The sequence below is a fragment of the Bradyrhizobium sp. ORS 111 genome (assembly GCF_045571485.1).
In the GTDB taxonomy this organism is placed as follows: Bacteria; Pseudomonadota; Alphaproteobacteria; order Rhizobiales; family Xanthobacteraceae; genus Bradyrhizobium.
The window spans coordinates 6120745-6138924 of sequence record NZ_CP120701.1; the positions used below are offsets into that span (position 1 = coordinate 6120745).

Annotated in this window: 16 protein-coding genes and 1 pseudogene; 7 read left to right on the plus strand and 10 right to left on the minus strand. The window is 59.4% G+C overall.

Going from position 1 to position 18180, the window contains the following annotated elements:
• Window positions 1-364: 364 nt before the first annotated feature.
• The gene (locus P6U30_RS28160; RefSeq protein WP_407166099.1) at window positions 365-2071 is read left to right on the plus strand and encodes an MFS transporter; all 1707 of its coding nucleotides are present in this window, start codon (window positions 365-367) and stop codon (window positions 2069-2071) included.
• On the opposite strand, the gene P6U30_RS28165 is transcribed toward P6U30_RS28160, so the two are convergent.
• The 4 genes from P6U30_RS28165 to P6U30_RS28180 all read right to left on the minus strand — a co-directional run bounded on the left by P6U30_RS28165 (window position 2048) and on the right by P6U30_RS28180 (window position 6698).
• Window positions 2048-2206 (minus strand): hypothetical protein, encoded by a 159-nt coding sequence (locus P6U30_RS28165; RefSeq protein ID WP_407166100.1) that lies wholly within the window; start codon window positions 2204-2206, stop codon window positions 2048-2050. The genes P6U30_RS28160 and P6U30_RS28165 overlap by 24 nt on opposite strands.
• 1494 nt (window positions 2207-3700) lie before the next feature.
• The gene (locus P6U30_RS28170) at window positions 3701-4540 is read right to left on the minus strand and encodes an ABC transporter ATP-binding protein (protein ID WP_407166101.1); all 840 of its coding nucleotides are present in this window, start codon (window positions 4538-4540) and stop codon (window positions 3701-3703) included.
• Entirely contained in the window at window positions 4537-5337 is an 801-nt protein-coding gene (locus P6U30_RS28175) for an ABC transporter permease (RefSeq protein WP_407166102.1), read from the minus strand. The genes P6U30_RS28170 and P6U30_RS28175 overlap by 4 nt, the downstream gene beginning before the upstream one ends.
• Window positions 5337-6698, minus strand: a complete 1362-nt coding sequence (locus P6U30_RS28180) for an ABC transporter substrate-binding protein (protein ID WP_407170553.1) — start codon at window positions 6696-6698, stop codon at window positions 5337-5339. The genes P6U30_RS28175 and P6U30_RS28180 overlap by 1 nt, the downstream gene beginning before the upstream one ends.
• Before the next feature lie 380 nt (window positions 6699-7078).
• On the opposite strand from P6U30_RS28180, the gene P6U30_RS28185 reads away from it, so the two are divergent.
• Window positions 7079-7915 (plus strand): Crp/Fnr family transcriptional regulator, encoded by an 837-nt coding sequence (locus P6U30_RS28185; protein WP_407166103.1) that lies wholly within the window; start codon window positions 7079-7081, stop codon window positions 7913-7915.
• On the opposite strand, the gene P6U30_RS28190 is transcribed toward P6U30_RS28185, so the two are convergent.
• Genes P6U30_RS28190 through P6U30_RS28205 form a run of 4 tightly spaced genes read right to left on the minus strand, consistent with a single transcriptional unit; the run spans window position 7905 to window position 11117 of the window.
• On the minus strand, window positions 7905-8876 hold the full coding sequence (locus P6U30_RS28190) for a HEAT repeat domain-containing protein (RefSeq protein WP_407166104.1): 972 nt from the start codon (window positions 8874-8876) through the stop codon (window positions 7905-7907). The two genes, P6U30_RS28185 and P6U30_RS28190, sit on opposite strands and share 11 nt — an antisense overlap.
• A 1-nt stretch (window position 8877) precedes the next feature.
• Window positions 8878-9111, minus strand: coding sequence for a ferredoxin family protein (locus P6U30_RS28195; protein ID WP_291711105.1), 234 nt, complete (start codon window positions 9109-9111; stop codon window positions 8878-8880).
• Window positions 9112-9125: 14 nt separating this feature from the next.
• On the minus strand, window positions 9126-10862 hold the full coding sequence (locus tag P6U30_RS28200; RefSeq protein WP_407166105.1) for a fumarate reductase/succinate dehydrogenase flavoprotein subunit: 1737 nt from the start codon (window positions 10860-10862) through the stop codon (window positions 9126-9128).
• A gap of 9 nt (window positions 10863-10871) precedes the next feature.
• Complete coding sequence (locus P6U30_RS28205) at window positions 10872-11117, minus strand: gamma-butyrobetaine hydroxylase-like domain-containing protein (protein WP_407166106.1); 246 nt, start codon at window positions 11115-11117, stop codon at window positions 10872-10874.
• A 1066-nt stretch (window positions 11118-12183) separates the two neighbouring features.
• Here P6U30_RS28205 and P6U30_RS28210 point away from each other — a divergent pair.
• Together P6U30_RS28210 and P6U30_RS28215 are read left to right on the plus strand one after the other, a co-directional pair.
• Window positions 12184-13917, plus strand: coding sequence for a GMC family oxidoreductase (locus P6U30_RS28210; protein WP_407166107.1), 1734 nt, complete (start codon window positions 12184-12186; stop codon window positions 13915-13917).
• 11 nt (window positions 13918-13928) lie between these two features.
• A complete protein-coding gene (locus tag P6U30_RS28215; RefSeq protein ID WP_407166108.1) occupies window positions 13929-14150 on the plus strand; it encodes a hypothetical protein in 222 nt (73 codons plus the stop codon).
• Here P6U30_RS28215 and P6U30_RS28220 read toward each other — a convergent pair.
• Entirely contained in the window at window positions 14110-15015 is a 906-nt protein-coding gene (locus P6U30_RS28220) for a LysR family transcriptional regulator (RefSeq protein ID WP_407166109.1), read from the minus strand. The two genes, P6U30_RS28215 and P6U30_RS28220, sit on opposite strands and share 41 nt — an antisense overlap.
• 578 nt (window positions 15016-15593) lie before the next feature.
• On the opposite strand from P6U30_RS28220, the pseudogene phnK reads away from it, so the two are divergent.
• The 3 genes and pseudogenes from phnK to P6U30_RS28235 form a co-directional block, all read left to right on the plus strand.
• Window positions 15594-15744, plus strand: a pseudogene (gene phnK / locus P6U30_RS28225) (phosphonate C-P lyase system protein PhnK); the annotation flags it as partial.
• Window positions 15745-15915: 171 nt separating this feature from the next.
• Entirely contained in the window at window positions 15916-16083 is a 168-nt protein-coding gene (locus tag P6U30_RS28230) for a hypothetical protein (RefSeq protein ID WP_407166110.1), read from the plus strand.
• A 325-nt stretch (window positions 16084-16408) separates the two neighbouring features.
• The gene (locus P6U30_RS28235) at window positions 16409-17320 is read left to right on the plus strand and encodes a LysR substrate-binding domain-containing protein (protein WP_407170554.1); all 912 of its coding nucleotides are present in this window, start codon (window positions 16409-16411) and stop codon (window positions 17318-17320) included.
• Here P6U30_RS28235 and P6U30_RS28240 read toward each other — a convergent pair.
• Window positions 17284-17703 carry a DUF2274 domain-containing protein gene (locus tag P6U30_RS28240; protein WP_407166111.1) on the minus strand — a complete coding sequence of 140 codons (420 nt, stop codon included), beginning with the start codon at window positions 17701-17703 and terminating at the stop codon, window positions 17284-17286. The genes P6U30_RS28235 and P6U30_RS28240 overlap by 37 nt on opposite strands.
• Window positions 17704-18180 lie beyond the last annotated feature (477 nt).

The following is an 18180-nucleotide window of genomic DNA, read 5'->3' on the forward strand; positions in this document are numbered from 1 at the left end:
GTGTCGAGTCCTTCGCAGCGAGAGCGCAATTCACCGTGCATTTCGCGGTACAGAGCATTCCGGCGCGCTCGTAGAGGCGCACAATTGTCCGCTCCGGACAAAACATGCATCTGACAGCGAGCACAGTCTATCAACAGAACCAAGCAAGCGGCACGCATGACCGAACAGGTGTGAGGCAGGTTTAAGGTTTAAGTCATTCGATTGTTAGCGCGTCTATGGCGAGGAGCAGTAGACCATCGCTTGATCAAACGATCGAAGCATCGCGAAGTTCGCGACCACGCTAGGCGTTCAACGCGATATCACGTCGGGAACATCCGTGTGATCCGCACCAGAATCAAATCATGGTAGATCATCACGAGCCGATATGACCGATTCAGCCAAAGTCCAGATGCGTAGCGCCGACGGCATCACGGCGCCGCTGCGGCACGCGACCTTCCGGCGCATCTGGCTTGCGAGCCTCCTCTCCAATCTCGGTATCTTGATTCAAGGTGTCGGTGCAGCCTGGGCGATGACACAGGTGACGTCCTCGGCTGACAAGGTCGCGCTGGTGCAGACCGCGCTGTTGCTGCCTGTGATGCTGATTTCGATGCCGGCTGGCGCGATCGCTGATATGTATGACCGCCGCATCGTGGCGCTGGTCTCGCTTGGCATCGCGTTTGCGGGCGCAGCCGGTCTGACGGTGGTCGCCTGGCGCGGCCTGGCGACACCGAATCTCTTGCTCATGCTCTGTTTCGTTGTCGGCAGCGGCATGGCGCTGATGGGACCGGCTTGGCAATCGTCGGTTAGCGAACAGGTGCCATCGGAAGCGCAGCTGCCTGCGGCCGTCGCGCTGAACGGCATCAGCTACAATATCGCGCGGAGCGTAGGTCCGGCGATCGGCGGGGTCGTGGTGGCGACTGCCGGCGCGGTGGCCGCATTCGCACTGAACACATTGCTCTATCTACCGCTGATGGTTGCACTGTTCTCTTGGAAACGCATCAGCGCGCCCTCACGCCTGCCGCCCGAAAGATTAAGCCGCGCGATAGTCTCAGGCGTGCGCTACATCAGCAATTCGCCATCGATCAAGATCGTGTTGGTCCGCACTCTGGTGACCGGCGTCGGCGGCGGCGCGATCACCGCCCTGATGCCGCTGGTGGCACGCGATCTCCTGCATGGCGAAGCCCAGACCTACGGCATTATGCTCGGCGCCTTTGGCCTTGGAGCGGTGGTCGGCGCACTGAACATCACCGAACTGCGCAAGCGGATGAGCGGCGAGGCCGCGATTCGCGCCTGCACCCTGTCCATGGGCGCGGCGGTCGCCGCGGTCGCGCTCAGCCGCCAACCTGTATTGACCGCGGCAGCACTCGTCTTGGCGGGGGCGGTGTGGATGATGGCGTGGGCCGTGTTCAATATTGGAGTGCAGCTGTCGGCACCGCGCTGGGTGGCCGGACGCTCACTTGCAGCCTATCAGGCGGCGAGTTCAGGCGGTATCGCCGTCGGCAGCTGGGGCTGGGGTCATCTCACCGACGCGGCCGGGGTCGAAACTGCGCTCTTGGTGTCGGCCGCCCTGATGGTCGCCTCACCACTCGTCGGCCGTTGGCTGCCCATGCCTCGCGTCGGCGCGCGGGGTGAAGAGGCTGAGGTGCTCGCCGATCCCGAGGTACGGCTCGCCTTGACCGGACGCAGCGGGCCGCTCGTTGTCGAGATCGAATACCGGGTTGCACAGGAGAATGCCCGTGCGTTTCACAATGTCATGCAGGACGTGCAATTGTCTCGCCAGCGCAACGGCGCCTATGGCTGGTCGATCGCGCGCGACATCGCCGACCCCGAGTTGTGGACCGAGCGTTATCACTGCCCGACGTGGTTCGACTATTTGCGCTGGCGCAACCGCTCGACCCAGTCGGAACGTGCACTAGACCAGCGGGCACTTCACTTCCACATCGGCCCTGCGCCGGTACGCGTTCGCCGCATGCTGGAGAGGCCGTTCGGATCGGTACGCTGGAAGGACGACACGCCCGACCACCCGACTGTCGAAATGCTGCCCGAGGTCGCAAGCGGAGCAAAGACGCTACGCAGCCGGCCGACCAGGTGACCCAACTTGCTGAAAGGGGTCGTCCGAAAAGCCGCAACCATCCAAATAACAGAAGTCTGATTTCCAGCAGGTTGCGCGCCGATTGGCGAATCGTGCGACAGATCCAACGCCGATCGTGACCGCTACTGCATTCATGCCAAACGACCGGGCAACTAATAGATGACCTAGCTCATGAACGACGAGGGCCGTCGCTGCGCATCAGTGCTCAACCTGCGCCCCCAATCGAGTTAAGAAAGTCCGCCTAGCACCGCGAATCTGTAATTTACCCTATCATTACGACAATCAATGGGGGCGTGGGCTGCGGAATATCGCCCGTTCGCGTAAATCAGCCCCAGTCGTAAGGCCGAAAACAATGAGGTCGCCCTCAAGGATCGTGGGTCGCGAATTGCGAGGTTGCACGGCGAGTTCCAGGGTGGTCAGCCGGCTACGAGCGCAAGGCTCATTATTTCTGTTGAAATTCGCAAAACTCAATTCATTCTTCGTCGCGCCGTATATCTACGAGGTGCGCCCCAATAACGCGGAGAAAATGCGATATACCATGGAAGGAGCGGGAATAGTGCAATCAGAATCGGCTAATGGTCTGATTGCAAAGCGCAAGGCAGCGAACTCCCGCTCTCTCTTCCTGGATGTCATCGAGGGTGTTTCATGCGCAATCATGACCTTGTCTCCGGCAGTCTCCTCGCGCTAACCGCGACCAGCCTCGCACTACTCTGTTCGAGCCTGCTCGTCTTTGCCTTCATCTAAAACGAACGCACTGGTTGCGTTTCGCGTGTTATGGAGGTGGCTATGCCGTCGAGCACCACTGAGACGCTCTACGAGCTCTAAACGCGACAAGGATTTAACGCTATCGTTATCCGCCTGAAGCCGAGAACGTTGTGCTGCACGTCTCGCCCGGGGTCGGAATTGCAAACACAGCTCCCATAGCTGTGCATGTCTTTCGATTCGTCGACGTGGATGAGGGCATGCGGATCGTCCTCGAAAGGGTCGCGGGTAGGCTGCTGAGCGATCGCTTCCGGGTCGGCTGACCGCGTGACCTCTGGGATGGCAGCGCAAGCCTGAAGCGCCCCAGTGGTGGTCATGAAGGCCGCTCGTAAGGCCACTTGAGCTCTTCACTGAACACGACGTCATATTCTCGCTGGCCGCGCGGCAATCAGGATGGAAGCATCCCAGCCAGATTGTCCCACGACATCTCGCAATCTTGAGCAGGACACGGCCTGGGCGCTGTTCGTCCGCAGAGACGCCATCACACTCTGGTACACCTAGGGCCGCATGCAAACCGAATTTCGAGGGCCCCATGGATCTCTATGCCATAACCAGCCATGAACGACCTGTGACGTCTATGTCGACGGCTATCATCAGGAGAGCGTCAGATGCGCAGCCAAGTCTTTGAAGACCATCTTTATGGCTCGCGCGTTGGTCAAAAGGAATATGCCATTTATCACAATGGTCCCAGGGGCGCCGGCAAAGCGCAGGCGATGTAAAACACCGAGCAAGCAGTTCGACGCCGTCCCGATGCTCCGCATCAGGCAGCCTGACGCCGGAAATTACAGCGCTTCTGGTTGGACTGACCGTGACATATTTCTGCGATCGTTCGCGCCGGCATACCATGCTTTGCCGTCCTGACGCGAGCTAGCCAGCCATCCCGAGGGGGCTTAGACGTGGCAGCGAAGCAGCGTTATCCGGGCGCCGTAGGAGCGCGAGCACGTGTCGCTTCAGACGCACGAACTCGCTCTCTGTGACAAGCTCGGCGTGCCGCGGCCGCCCAAATGGCAGGCGAATCTCATCGATCACCCGTCCCGGTCTCGCGCTCATGACGATGAGCCGATCGGCCAGGAACAGCGCTTCCTCGATATCGTGAGTGACAAACATGGTCGTCGTCGGAATCCTGGTCCAGATGTCAAGCAGCACCTCCTGCATCAGGCAGCGTGTTTGGGCATCGAGCGCGCCGAACGGCTCGTCCATCAACAGAACCCGCGGCTGATTGATGAGAACCCGCGCGATCTCGACCCGCTGCTGCATGCCGCCGGAGAGCTGCGCGGGATAAAAGTGCTCGAAACCCTCCAGACCGACGAGTCTGAGGATGTCATCCGCGGCACGGCGTCGCTCAGCCTTGCCGACACCGCGCATCTTCGGACCGAAGGCAACATTGTCCCAGACCCGTTTCCAGGGAAACAGCGTGTGCTGCTGAAAAACGATCCCCCGATCCGGGCTCGGACCGAGGATCGGTTGCCCGTCCACCGTCACCTTGCCTCGTGTCACCTGCAAATGCCCAGCCAGTGCGCCGAGCAAGGTCGATTTGCCGCAGCCGGACGGACCGAGAATGCAGACGAGCTCAGCCGGGGCGACCGTAAAGTCGAGATCGCATACCGCCTCAAGAGCATCCTTGCCCTCTCCAAGAGAGATTGAGAGCTGGCTGACGTCGATCCATCCCACCGTATGCGCTGCAGTATCCGACACCCGAAGGTTCATCGCGCAAGCTCCGCGTGCCGCCAGGGCATCAAATATCGTCCCACCGCCGTCAACAGCCAGCTGCTGCCCATGCCGAGCAGACCGATGACCAGCATGCCGACGATGATATCGGCATAGTTCTGCAGCGTATAAGCCTCCCATGTGTAGTAACCGATGCCGAATTGGCCAGAGATCATCTCCGCCGTGACGAGGCAGAACCAGGACGTCCCCATACCGATGGCAAGGCCTGTGACGATGCTTGGCGCTGCGCCCGGCAGAATGATTTCCCATAGGATCGCGGCCGGCCGCCCTCCAAGGCTGCGTGCGGAGGCAACTAGCCTGCGGTCGATATTGGCGACGCCGTGCACCGTGTTCAGGATGATCGGAAACAGCGCGCCAACAAAGGTGATGAAAATCATCGACAATTCGGACGATGGGAAGATCAGAATTGACAACGGTATCCACGCGACCGCCGGAATCGGCCTTAGCAGTTCAAGCGGCGGCAGCAAGAGATCGCCGGCGGCGCGCGAGCGGCCGATCGCAACGCCAAGGACTATTCCGAATGCCACCGCGGCCCCATACCCCGCGAACACCCGCCACAGGCTGCTCGTGATATGCGCGAGGAGTTTTGGCGACTTCGCGAGCGCGATCGCCGACTGCACAACCTCCGTCGGCGGCGGCACGTTGCGGAAGGTGGCGATGCCGAGATTGACGTGCAGCACGGAGGCGAGCTGCCAGAGCGCAATGCAGGCTGCGATCGAAAGACCGCGTACCAGCCAGCGCAGCACGAACCGATCCTTGCCGAGTTTTGAGACCATTACCTGCTCGCTATGACTGCATCGCGCGCGCCGGCGTAGTCAAGGACTTGTCCGCCATGCTTCGTCGACCACTTCTCGGCACGATCCTTGAGCAGGAACGCACTGAGCCCTCCGTCTCGTGAGCGCACAAACCAGGCCTGGCTTGCGAAAAGTTTGATGCCGCTCTCGCGATCCTGGGCATAGACCACGCGGATCGTCTTGCCCTCCTTCTCCAACGCCGCCACCGCCCTCAAGGCACTTTCCGGCGAGCTGTACTGACGAACCTGAGGCTCATCCCTGACCCAGATCTGCGCCACCCGGCTGACATCTGTGATAGCGGCCCCCGTTGTCGCATCTTTCGCCTTGAGCGCAAGCTGGCCATAGTCCTTGAGCTGTGTCTCATAGTCGCGGCCGGATTGCGCAAACGCGGCACGGATGAATTTGTCGGTCACGAACTGGTCGACGTCGAGATCACTATCGGTGCGCTTGAGGTGCTTCAACGTCTCGATCGACGTCGCAACCGCTTGCCGGTATTCCGGCTTCCAAGTGAGGTCACGAGTCTGCAACCCGAGCGGCCCATGGAAGAGGTAAACGACCTCGGCCTCGATACCTGTCACTTTCTCGATCAACTCGCTGTATTTCTCGGGATCTTCTGCGATCAAGCGGTCCGCCTCGAGCGCGGCCCGCAAATAGGCGGTGACGATCTCCGGATACTTTTGCGCATAGTCGTCATCCACCAAAGCGCCGTGAAACGTCGGCGCCCCCGCTTGCGAGCCGTCAAAGATCTTGCGAGCAAAGCCACGCCACGGAAACAGCTCCGCAAATGGTACAAAGTCCGCATGCGCCTCGGTCTTGTTCGCCTGCAAGGCGGGCCCGGCGACCTCGGGGGCCTGGGTAATGATATTGACGTCGGTTTCCGGATCCCATCCTTGCGCTTCGATAGCGCGGAGCAGCATTCCATGGGACGTCGAGGCGAACGGAACGGAGATCGTCTTGCCCTTCAGATCCGCGATCGACTCTGCCGGTGAATTTAACGGCACCACGATGCCATTTCCGCTGCCTTTGGTGCTGCCCGACAACACGCCGATGAAGAGGCTGCGCCGGCCGGCTTTCCGGAAGGCCACCCCGTTCAGCGAGCCCGGGAAGTCCGCCATCGCTCCAAAATCAAGCTTTCCGGCCACCATTTCGTTGGTCAGCGGCGCACCGCTCGTAAAGTTCTTCCACTGGATGTCGTAGGTGACGTCCTTGTATTTCCCGTCATGTGGCAGGAATTGCTCCAAGAGCTTCAACTGGCGGATCAGAAGGCCGCCGGTTGCGCAATTGATCGTCGTATCCTGCGTCCCGACAGCAACGCGAATGGTTTCGGCATGCGAAATGCCCATGCCGCCAATCGCCACCAGGGCGACCGCGGCGGTCAGTGTGACAAGTTTTAACGAGATCATTGGCCCCCTCTTCCGCTTGCTGATGGCGGGCAGATGACCGCCAGCAAATCCGGCACCAACTATTGAGCCGACTTCGTGCACGCCGAAGCAATTACTTGCGTTGCGACTTGCTCCGTTCGCGCCATCTCAATTCTGTCGCAATGCGCGAATGGGAACCGCCAAATATTTTCTCACTGCGCAGCTATGAGAAAATGAATCGTTCGCTCACCAACACACATTGGACATCACTTTGCTAAGTGCATTCCACGTCAATCAAAGAGATGGACTTTGTGTTTGCCTGCCTCTTAGCTTGGTGCGAATCGCAAGGCGAACCGCTGGCAATGACCATACTGAAGGACGCATCCGAAGTTGACACCCAGGAGCTGATCGCGCGCGCTGGCGCCGCAGTCCAGCTTGGCTGGCCCAGACATCGGGCTGTCGCCACGTCCGATCGTCGGCTCGCCGCCACCGACACTGCACTCTTCCTGAGTGAGAGCATTGAGGGGCTTAACGTCGGCGCCCATTTCCTTGATCGCTTGTCGGCCGTCGAAACGACACAGGTGCTCGCTGCCGGCCGAACCGTGTCCGTCCCACAAGGAGAGATGGTGTTCAGCCAAGGCGAACATCATGACGGAATTTTCATCATCAGACGCGGCCAGGTCCGGGTCTACTACACTGCCCCCTCCGGCCGGGAGATCACTTTGGCCTATTGGACCCCCGGACATTTCATCGGAGGGCCGGAGATCTCGGGCTTCGCTGTGCACATGTGGTCCGGCGTGGCCATTGAGGACTGCGAGATCGCCGCATTGTCCCGCCTTACCTTGCAAAAGCTCCTTGTGCAGATGCCAACTTTCGCACTGGCCATGATCGATGGGTTGATCGCCAAGGGCAAGTGCTACTCCTCGATGGCGCAGATGTTGGGCACGCGCTCCGTGATCGAGCGGTTGGCGCAATATCTTTTGAATCTTGCGGAACTCTACGGAATTGCGGATGGCAACACTGTCCTGATCAACCGCAAGGTCACCCACGACCAGATCGCCGCAATGGTCGGCTCGACGCGCCAATGGGTCACGATGATGTTGAAGCGTTTTCAGACCAAGCACATCATCAGCATCGAGGGCAACGTCATCCGTATCAAGCGGCTTGATCAGCTCAAGAGGATCCTGTTTAAGGATTAGCGCGCGCCTCGATCTGTTGGAGCGCCCAGCTTACGGTCTTCCTGACGTCTGGATCATTGTCGCGCGCGCTTGCGACCAGCGCGTCGCGCGCTGAGGGATCGGCGATCTCGCCAAGCGCGGCGGCAGCGTCCTTGCGGAGCGACGGGAGTTCGTCATCGAGGAAATGAACGATGGCGCCCACCGCTCCCCGAACCCGGAGTTTGCCCAAACTTTGCAGAGCTTTCTGACGAACCTGCCAATAGCTGTCGTTCAACGCAACAGTGAGTCCCGCCGCTACGGAGGCCTGACCGATCCGTCCGATCGTCTCGGCGGCGACTGCCCTTACCTGCCATTCAGGGTCCGACAGCGCGTCGGCAGCCGCCTGGGCCGCAGCCTCGTTCCGAGCAAATGACAGGGCATCAACCGCAGCAAGCCTGACATCGGGATGCCTGTCATTGGTCGCATGGACGAGAGAAGGCAGCGCATCTGTGAGCTTGAGATAGCCGATCACGCCGACCGCCTGCGCGCGCACGGCAGGGTCGTCGTCATCGAGTGCGGCCACGGCCGGCCCGAGCGATGCGCTGACTTGAAGTGCTTTCAAAGCGCGAAGAATCGCGGCCCGCGCGAAGCTGGACGAATGATCCAACAGGGGCAGCAGGATGGCGCTTGCCGCGGGGTCGCGGAGCTCAGCCAAACTGTCCGCAGCCGCCTGCGCGACGCCAGTTTCGGGATCGACAAGAATGCCAGTCAGCACCTTGGCCACGTCGAGGCCATCAAAATCTCCCAACGCACGAGCGGCCTGCAGCCTGACCCCGGCATCGGCGTCACCCGCCGCTCGCGCCAGCAGAGGCACGGCTTCATCCGTCGACGTCTCCACGAGTTCGATGACCGCAAGACGGCGGACCGATGGGTCGGGGCTTTGCAGCCGTTCCGAGATTTCATCGAGATCACCGAAGGCCTCGAATGGCTCGAATGCGGTCATGTCAACGCAACAGATAGGGAATGTTGACGGTCACGGCGCCGGTTGGACAATCGGCCTCGCAGGGCATGCAGTACCAGCATTCGTCATACTTCATGTAGGCCTTGCCGGTGAGATCGCTGATCCTGAGCACATCGAGCGGACAGACCTCGACGCAAACCGTGCAGCCTTTGTCAGCGATGCATTTGGCCTCATCGACGACGACCGGCACGGTTGTAGGCGTATGAGCAATCGGCATATGGAGTCCATATTTTATGCGTGCTGGCGAATGCGCTGGCGGCCGTAAGCCGAACGCTCGGATTCGTCGATCGGGACGATATAGGGTGCGATCGCCCGCTTCTCCGCGGTCATGCACCCGTTCTGCTTGCGCAGGATGGTGTGGCAAAGCCATTCGCCGTCATTCTTCTCGGGATAGTCGACGCGGTGGTGGTAGAGGCCCCAGCGGCTCTCGGTGCGGAACAGGGAGGCGAACGCCGCCATCTCGGCGCAATCGAGAATCGAGGCGACCTCCAGCGAGCGCATCAATTCGTGCGCATCGCGTGCCACCATGGCATTTTCCATATCGTCGCGGATTTCGGCAAATCGAGCCTGCCCGAGCCTCATCTTCGCCGTGACCTTCGGCGGCTGAAGATAGTCGTTCACGAAGCGTCGCGTCTTGTATTCGAGCTGGTTCGGCGGAATCCCGTCCTCCCGCTTCGTCGGCGCCAGCACACGATCACGTTCCTGTGCGACGTCGCCAGGGTCATAGTTGGGAAGATCGATATCGGCCGCAAACTCGGCGGCGTGCTCACCGGCAACCGCGCCGTTGGTAAAGGCGCCGAGCATGTAGTTATGCGGTACACTCGCCATATCGCCGGCCGCATAGAGTCCTGGCACCGTGGTTCGCGCGAACTCGTCGACATAGACGCCGGATGCGCTATGGCCTGAGCAGAAGCCGATCTCGGAAATATGCATCTCGATCATGCGCTGGCGGTAATTGGTGCCGCGGTTTTCGTGGAAACGACCGCGTGAGGGCCGCTCGACATGATGCAAGATCCCCTCGATCTTGCCGATGGTGTCGCTATGCAAATGATTGAGCTTCAAAAACACGGGACCCTTGCCCGATTGCAGCTCGTCATAGAACTCCTGCATCATCTGGCCGGACCAGTAGTCGCATTCGATGAAGCGGTTGCCGCCGCTATTGGTCGTGTAGGCTCCGAACGGACCGGCCACGTAAGCACAAGCGGGGCCATTGTAATCCTTGATCAGCGGATTGATCTGGTAGCATTCGAGATTCGCGAGCCCGGCTGCGGCGTGATAGGCCATCGCATAGCCATCGCCGGAATTGGTGGCATTTTCGTATGTGCCCCAGAGGTAGCCGGACTGCGGAAGGCCAAGCCGTCCCGCCGCGCCGGCGCAGAGAATTACGGTCTTCGCACGCAGCACGAGGAATTCTGCGCTACGCGTTGAGACCGCAATGGCGCCCGCAATCTCGCCGTCGCGCCCTGTCAGCAGGCGCGTTGCCATGTACCGATTGGAGATCAGCACCTTCTCGCGGCGCAACTGCCGGTACAGTGCCTTTTTGACGGTATCGCCATTCGGCATCGGCAACACGTAAGAGCCGAGGTGATGCACCTTCTTGACGTCGAACTCGCCGTTTTCGTTCTTCTGGAACTTGATGCCGAAGCGATCGAGTTCCTGGATGATATCGAAGCAGCGTGAGGCGTATTTGTAAACTGGCGCCTGGTCGCAGATGCCGTCGTTGGCGATTGTGATTTCCCTGGTGTATTGCTCGGGCGTCGCGTAGCCCGGAACCACCGCGTTGTTGAGGCCGTCCATACCCATTGCGATTGCACCCGAGCGCTTGACGTTGGCCTTTTCCAGCAAGACGACGCGCGCCGCGGGATTCCTCCGCTTGGCCTTGTACGCCGCCATCGGTCCCGCCGTCCCGCCGCCGATCACCAGAACGTCGCAGGCCACTTCAGCCAGGCCGTCATTAATCTCGTCCATCTCGCGACCTCAGGCTGGCTGCCGTTCTGCGAGCTCACGCAGATAGGACCAAGGATAGATGCCTCGTTTGTGCCCATCAGAGAATGACAGCCGCAGTGCGTAATTCCCGATCGGCTCGATGGCCGCGACATGGAGTTGCGGGGGAATCATGAGCTCGATGCCGTCAACCTGGCGGCGGATTTCGCTGGCCGCACGGCTGGCGCGGCGCAGCGTTTCCGCACTGAGCAGGCGCGTGCCGCAATCCGGCCAGGTCAACGCCAGCGCCGTGGAATCATGACGTAGTTCGACTTCGACTGGTTGCACATTTGCCTCGCACGATCCTCGCGACGGCTTTTACGCCGATCCAGGCGGCCCGCGCCCGCAATAAATTGCTTTCGTGTTGCGTAAGCGCGGAAGCGATCGGCTCGCCGAAACGCTGGGTGTTCATTTGTCTGAGTTCTTTGTTCAGCCAACCAGGGGGCGCGACGACACCCAAGACCTTGCCTAAAGGCCGCAAACCAGCGAATCGACGATCCAAGAAAGAATAACACTGCTCGCGCAAAACGACTTTATGCCCACGGGACCGACAGGGGCACAGCGCGCAAATCACAGAATTCGACCGCATCGATGCAGCGGCAGCGTGCGGCTTTCGGCCCTGAAAATGATGCCCGCCCGAAAACGCGCGCCGGGCACACCGCCGAGGTACGAGCTTGCATAACCGACTTAGGTCGCGCTCAACGTCCTTTCGCGGCCCGCGGAACCGGCGGCCGTCCTCAGTTCGATTCTCATGGCGGCATCCGCTGCCATGGCCTTGCCTAAGGCCTGCGAGGCACTTGTACTGCAGTCCGTATCTTCGTTCTGCTGTCTCAGCCTCCCTGCCCGGACGACGCCGACCAGTGGTGTCCATAAGGCCCGGTTTTTGGATGCAAGCATCTTCGGCGGCCATCCGCCAGTCAATCCCACCCCAAGGAAGTTTCCCCATAGGCTTCCCCTATGACCGACCCAAAAGTCCCTATTTGTCAGTACGGGCACCGCGCGTTACTCGTTAGCGGTTTTGCGGAGACCAGAGCCGATGCTCGACGAAGAGCTTCAGCACGAGATGGTGGCGCGGCGTCGGAGGATGCCTGGGCGACCACTGGCACGCCACAGGCCGCCAAGAGCTCGATCAACACGCTCCAGAACTTTCAATAGAGATCCTTCCAGTTGTGCCTCTTGGCAAGTCCTTTTCACCGATCGCTTCAGGAAGAGCCTCGAGGGTTTCCTCAATACGCCGATGCCGGTGTTCTGGAACGTCGAGAAATGATTGCGACGAAGGCCGACCGATCGTTCGTGCGGTAAGACCATGGCACAAACCGGTCCCGTTTACGATTATCTGATCATTGGCGGCGGCTCCGCCGGTGCCGTCGTCGCGTCGCGGCTGAGCGAGGTCCACGGCCTTCGCACTCTCCTCATCGAGGCTGGATCCAGCTTCGATGAGGAGACACTTCCTCCACACGTTAGGTCACCCTACCCGGCCCGCGCGTACTTCGACAAACATCTCACCTGGGAAGGTTTGACGGTTAGGCTTACGGAAAAGGCTCGGCGCTCGAACCGGCCAAAAACTCCCTATGAACAGGCTCGAGGCTTGGGTGGCGGTTCGCTGATCAACGGCATCGGATCGAACCGCGGATCACCGGACGACTACAATCAATGGCGGGACGCCGGCGCCAGCGGATGGGGCTGGGACGACGTCCTGCCCTATTTTCGTAAACTCGAAACGGAGGCGATATATTCAAGCGATGGTGCCCTGCATGGGACCGACGGACCCTGGCCCATCACTCATATCGATCCGGCAAGCTTCACTGGCTTTACCCGCGCGATCCACGATGCTCTGTCATCGTTTGGATATCAGAGGAGACAAGATCAGAACGGCATCTGGCAGGACGGCATCTACCCGACCGCCGTCAACCTTGATAGCTCCGGCTATCGCGCAACGACCGCAACGACCTATCTGCGCGACGAAGTGAGACGAAGGCCGCAGCTTGAGATCCGCTGTAATACGGTTGCGACGCGACTCATCGCTTCGGATGGCGCGGTGACGGGAGCGGAATTTATGGATGAAGGCGGAAACCTTCAGATCGTGCGCGCTCACGAGACGATCCTCTGTGCCGGTGCGCTCCAAACGCCGACACTCCTCTTGCGTTCAGGGATTGGTCCAGGGGCAGATCTGGTCAATCTTGGCTTTACAGTCACGGTCGATCGGCCCGGCGTCGGTCGAAACCTGATGGAACATCCCTCAGTCGGTGTTACGGCGCTCCTCTCTCCGGAAGCGCGTCTGCCGGCCGGCGAGAATTACCACATTCAAAGCCTGCTTCGATGGACGTCCGCTCTCGACGGCACTCCCGCCGGCGACATGCACACCGGCATCGTCGCCCGCGCAGGCTGGCATGCTGTCGGCGGTCAGCTTGCCAACCTGTTCTCATGGGTCAACAAGTCGTATTCCACGGGCCACGTGCGGCTGCGGTCCGCCGACCGCCGAACGCCGGCTCAGATTGAGTTTAAGATGCTTTCGGACGTCCGAGATCTACGCCGTCTGGCCGACGCATTTCGGCTGTCCGCCAGAGCTGTGACGCACCCAAGGCTTGCGAACGTCGTCTGGGCTGCCGTGCCCTCAACTTTCTCGGCACGAATAAAGAAGCTGTTAGCTCCCAGTCTGCGAAATCGCATGATCACCGATTTTGCAGCGCCTTTGATCGATCGAAGCGATCTTGTTCGTCGACAGCTGGCGCGCATCATCCAAGGGGATACGCCATCACTGGCTCAGCTCTTGAATGATGATCACGCGCTGGACGAATTCCTCACGCATAACGTTGGCGGTGTCTGGCATCCCTGCGGAACCGCTCGAATGGGATCACCTGACGACCGAATGGCGGTGACCGCTTCCGATGGCCGCGTATACGGCGTCAATGGACTAATCGTTTGTGACGCGTCGCTGATGCCGACGATCCCCTGCGCCAATATCAACGTACCGGTCCTGATGATGGCAGAGAAGATCGCCGACAGTCTCAAGGCTTCATACAAGAGGAGACTGATCTGATCGTTCAAATCGTGCGTCGACTGGTTTCAGCTGCTCCCGTTCCCGCTCTCGTTGGATTCATCGTCTTTTCGATCTTCTATGTGGTGCCAGGTGATCCTGCGGTTGTCATTGCCGGCGATCGCGCCAGCTCCGAGGATAAACGCCCCGCCAACCGCCTCGATCTTGGTGTGTACCTACCACTCGACAATGCTCCTATGGCATTTCGCGGGAAGACACCTGGGCAAGTTCTGTGAATTTCGAGGCCAGCAAGGACAATGTCGGAGTAAGATTTCTTCCTTTCTTGACGAGGAGCTGTAGGGGGATGAGAGGCGCGCCACGCAGCCCAACAGAAACGATCTCCGGAAAAAACACTTGAAGATCACAGAATGGATCGACGATCGCAACTCCCTCACCCGATCTCACCAGATGCCAAGCCTGCGCAATTTGCTCGACTTCGATTGCCGGGTTGAATAGAAAGCCATGCTCCCCAAAAAAGGTATCGATTCGCTTGCGGAGTTGAAGATACGGAAAGTAGCCGACAAAGCGCTCCTTTCGCAAATCTCTCACAGATACGGACTTTCTTTGGGCGAGTGGATGTGACTTCGTGCAAATGAAGCGCGCTGCTGCCGTTGTTAGGGTGATGATCTCCACGTTTGAATAGCTTTCTGCAAGAAAGCTAATGGCAGCATCAATCGATCCAGAACTCACTTTATTCGCGCTCTCCACCCTGCGCTCCACCACAATTTGCAACTTCAGCTTGGGCTCGAGCGAATGGAGAAACGAGATTATTTTCGGCGCGAGCGATAGCGATAATGAATAGGTACATCCCAAAATAAGAGTCACATCGCGATCTGATCGAAGCGATTCGATGACCCGATTGACTTTCGTAACCTGATGAAACACCGCATCGATATCGTCTATGAGACGCGATGCATTTGGCGTCGGTCTCAATCGGCCTTTATCGCGCACGAAAAATTGCAGACCACAACGAGCCTCGGCATTGCGAATGATTTCGCTGATTGACGGCTGCGAGATATTCAGCGCCTTCGCCGCTCCCGTAATCGAGCCTTCTCTCATGACAGCACGGAAAATCTCCATCTGCCGGAGATTCATGACCATCGACTTGCAATCCTGGAATTGACCGGTGCCCGCTTCTCCCTATGTTGTCTCAAGCGAGGGATGAAAACAAGATTTCAGGTGAGTTCAAGGAAGCCAGGGTCCGGTTCCTCACGGACCAGCGAGACTGCGACCAAAACAGAATCTGCAGTCGCGCTCCGTCTATCGACGGCCCAAGAATGGCAAGATTTCCTCCTTCATGACGATTTTTGTCGAAGCAACAGATTGAAACCCGGCCCGACCTCAAAAATGTATTCCCTTTGCTGGATGGCCTTCATCGCGACCTCTTCGAGAGATCGTCGAGATGAGTTGTCATACGCGTCATCGCTGCTCTAAAAAAGCTCCGCAGCTGATGTTGAGTCACTAGCTCGCTACTGTGGGAGCAATACGTAAATCTTGAGGGGCTAAACGGTTCGCGGTTTGAGGGCGTGCTTCGCAGATCAATCCCCCCGGAAGTTTCCCCATAGGTTTCTCCTATGACCGACTCAAAAGTCCCTATTTGTCAGTCGGAGCACCGCTCGTTACTCGTTCTTAACAGTCTTATAGAGACCAGGTGCATGGCGGAAGGCGCTTATAACCTGCATGATATCGGCGTGGCGCGTCTTCTCGCCGATCGCCTAATGGTAATGCAGCGCGGGTGGATGATGGAGGAGGAGGCTCACTGACCATGTGCTCGACGATCCCCATTACTCCTATACGCAACTACTCGTCTCATCCGTGATGCAGGTCTAAGAAAAGGCCATTGATGATGACTATCCTCGTCAGCGTTCGCAGCCTCTCAGAGAGGCTCACGCTCCATACCCAAGACGGCGCAGAAATCGACGTGTTCGACGACGTCTCACTTAACGTGCGATCAGGCGAGCGCGTCTGTCTGCAGGCCCCTCTGGGATCGGCAAGTCGACGTTGCTGCGTTCGCTGTATGCCACTTACAAACCGCGAGCAGGCAGGATCCTGGTCGATCATGACGGCAGCATGGTCGATCTGCTCGACGTCGGGCCATGGGAAGCGACAGCCAATTCTTGCACGTCAGTCTACGAGTGTCGACGCTGGATGCGGAACTCGCGATTGTGAACAGAATCCCCAGAGAGCCGGCGCGCGCTTCCGCCTGCGCATCTCGCGGCAGGCGGCAGGAGTCCTCAACATTCGCTAAGCCAATCTCACCCGGCCTCTCCGGGTCGCCGAACAGCAACTCAGCGCGGAGGTGTCATTGGGCACCAAAGGATGGCACGCATTCGAGCGATAGCGCCTTTCAGCATCCAATCGCAGCCTCAAGGATCGTGCCTCGAGCCTCGCGGCTGAATTGAAGAACGTACTGGAGCAACGCACGCAAACGGAGTGCCCCATTCAAGAGGAAATTTTGTCACCGGCAACTCGCCACAGTGCTTCGACCGTGCCTGTGGAATTTCGTGACCTACGCTGGGCGATCGCCGCGTCCCAGCACCGAAGCCTACGCCAAGCGGCTGGGACGCTCCGAATCAAGCAGCCGACTCTTAGTCGCCGGCTGCGGGATCTCGAATACAAATTGGGCGTCACTCTGTTCGAGCGGACAAACGGCGGCACGCGACCGACCATCGAGGGACAGGAATTCCTCGATGCTGCCCGGCGCATCGTGGATGAAACGGAAGCGATCGCTGCTCGCCTCAAAACCCACTCGCGCGGCGAGAGCGGCCGATTGACCATCGGCGTCCACGCCTCATTCTCGGCCGGCAATCTCCGGGCGACTCTCCTCGACCACCGGCGCCGCTTCCCCGATGTCGACAGGCAACTGGTCGACGGATCGAGAGACTATCTAATGTCCGACCTCGCCAGTTCCGCGATAGACGTCGCCTTCGTGGCCGAACCCACTCCAAGATGGAGCGACAGGTCGCTGTTGCTCTGGAGCGAACGTGTTGTCGTTGCTCTCCCCCAGACCCATCCGCTGACGGCGCGTGATGTGATTCACTGGAGCGAACTTAGGGAGGAAGCGCTTCTGTCGTCACAGCACGGCCCGGCACCGGAACTGCTAAAGCTTCTCATCAGCAAGATGGGAGGTTCCGAACCGTGTCGGCTGCTCTACCATGATGTGGCGCTCGACCGGCTTCTCACCTTGGTCGGCGCGGATTGGGGTGTCCTGCTGACATTGGAAGGCGCGACCGGCGCTGCGTATCAGGGAGTGACCTTCCGCGAGGTGCATGATGCCGAGGGTCCAACGCGGCTGAGCTTCCGCGCTTATTGGCGGCAGGACAACTGCAACCCATCGCTGCGTCCGTTCCTCGACATGCTTCGCGAACGCTATCCGGATCTTTCCGCTACCCCAGGGACAGGCTGAGGAGCATTCCGCCGTGCCTTCGCAAAGGCCCGATCCGTCGCCATGAAACGCTCGATCATCGGCGCGAGCAATTTGGCGGGCTCGATCGGACTCGTCGCGCCTCCGGTACGCTTCAGAATCTCGGCGTAGGCTTTGAGATCCTTGAGGACCGCCGCCGGTGTTCTGCAATCCGCGTCCCGTCGACGGCGGCGATCACCGAGCGCATATCGCGCCAGTATTTGGTCATTGATGCTAACCGTCGAAAACTGAAATTCAGGAAACGCCTTTGTAACTGCCGCCGCCAGCGCCGCTATGCCAATTCCGGCCGGAAGACGTGCGACAACCGCCTCGATCGATGCAGGATCGGGCAGTTGCACTGGGATATTCTCTGGGGCTTCGGCCATGCCTTGATCCTACCATTATGGTCTGTCGAGTGTTGCCGGCTTTCCTGGAACGGCCCCTCTATTCGTTGGTCGGAACTCAAGCACGGGAGTGTTGGCACCGGCTTTTGTCAATGTCGATCGAGCGGCAGCCGAACGGCCTGAAGCTGATCAATACTGACGCGCTGTGATCGCCGAACTTCCCTATGCCCCGCCATTTCTCCGGCTTTCCTCGAGGAGCGCAGATTGTTTGTTGGATTTAATCGCGAAGGGGCATCTCTTTGCATAAATCAGGATTGAGTTATCCCTATACCGACAATGTCGGCGAGACACTCCGAGTTTGGGAGGAACGTCGCCAAGGACGTACACATTCGAGGCAAACTCGTGCTCCAGATGGAGGGCCGAGCAGATCTCGAGCCCATTTATGGGCGGGTGTGGCTCTGTAGCCAGTAGCGTTACATCCAGATATATCGACCGGAGGCGAGGAATGCGCAACAGCTC

Coding starts and splice junctions, on each gene's coding strand:
- P6U30_RS28160 (WP_407166099.1), top strand. CDS start 365: ATGACCGATTCAGCCAAAGTCCAGATGCGTAGCGCCGACGGCATCACG.
- P6U30_RS28165 (WP_407166100.1), bottom strand. CDS start 2,206: ATGAATGCAGTAGCGGTCACGATCGGCGTTGGATCTGTCGCACGATTC.
- P6U30_RS28170 (WP_407166101.1), bottom strand. CDS start 4,540: ATGAACCTTCGGGTGTCGGATACTGCAGCGCATACGGTGGGATGGATC.
- P6U30_RS28175 (WP_407166102.1), bottom strand. CDS start 5,337: ATGGTCTCAAAACTCGGCAAGGATCGGTTCGTGCTGCGCTGGCTGGTA.
- P6U30_RS28180 (WP_407170553.1), bottom strand. CDS start 6,698: ATGGGCATTTCGCATGCCGAAACCATTCGCGTTGCTGTCGGGACGCAG.
- P6U30_RS28185 (WP_407166103.1), top strand. CDS start 7,079: ATGACCATACTGAAGGACGCATCCGAAGTTGACACCCAGGAGCTGATC.
- P6U30_RS28190 (WP_407166104.1), bottom strand. CDS start 8,876: ATGACCGCATTCGAGCCATTCGAGGCCTTCGGTGATCTCGATGAAATC.
- P6U30_RS28195 (WP_291711105.1), bottom strand. CDS start 9,111: ATGCCGATTGCTCATACGCCTACAACCGTGCCGGTCGTCGTCGATGAG.
- P6U30_RS28200 (WP_407166105.1), bottom strand. CDS start 10,862: ATGGACGAGATTAATGACGGCCTGGCTGAAGTGGCCTGCGACGTTCTG.
- P6U30_RS28210 (WP_407166107.1), top strand. CDS start 12,184: ATGGCACAAACCGGTCCCGTTTACGATTATCTGATCATTGGCGGCGGC.
- P6U30_RS28220 (WP_407166109.1), bottom strand. CDS start 15,015: ATGGTCATGAATCTCCGGCAGATGGAGATTTTCCGTGCTGTCATGAGA.
- P6U30_RS28240 (WP_407166111.1), bottom strand. CDS start 17,703: ATGGCCGAAGCCCCAGAGAATATCCCAGTGCAACTGCCCGATCCTGCA.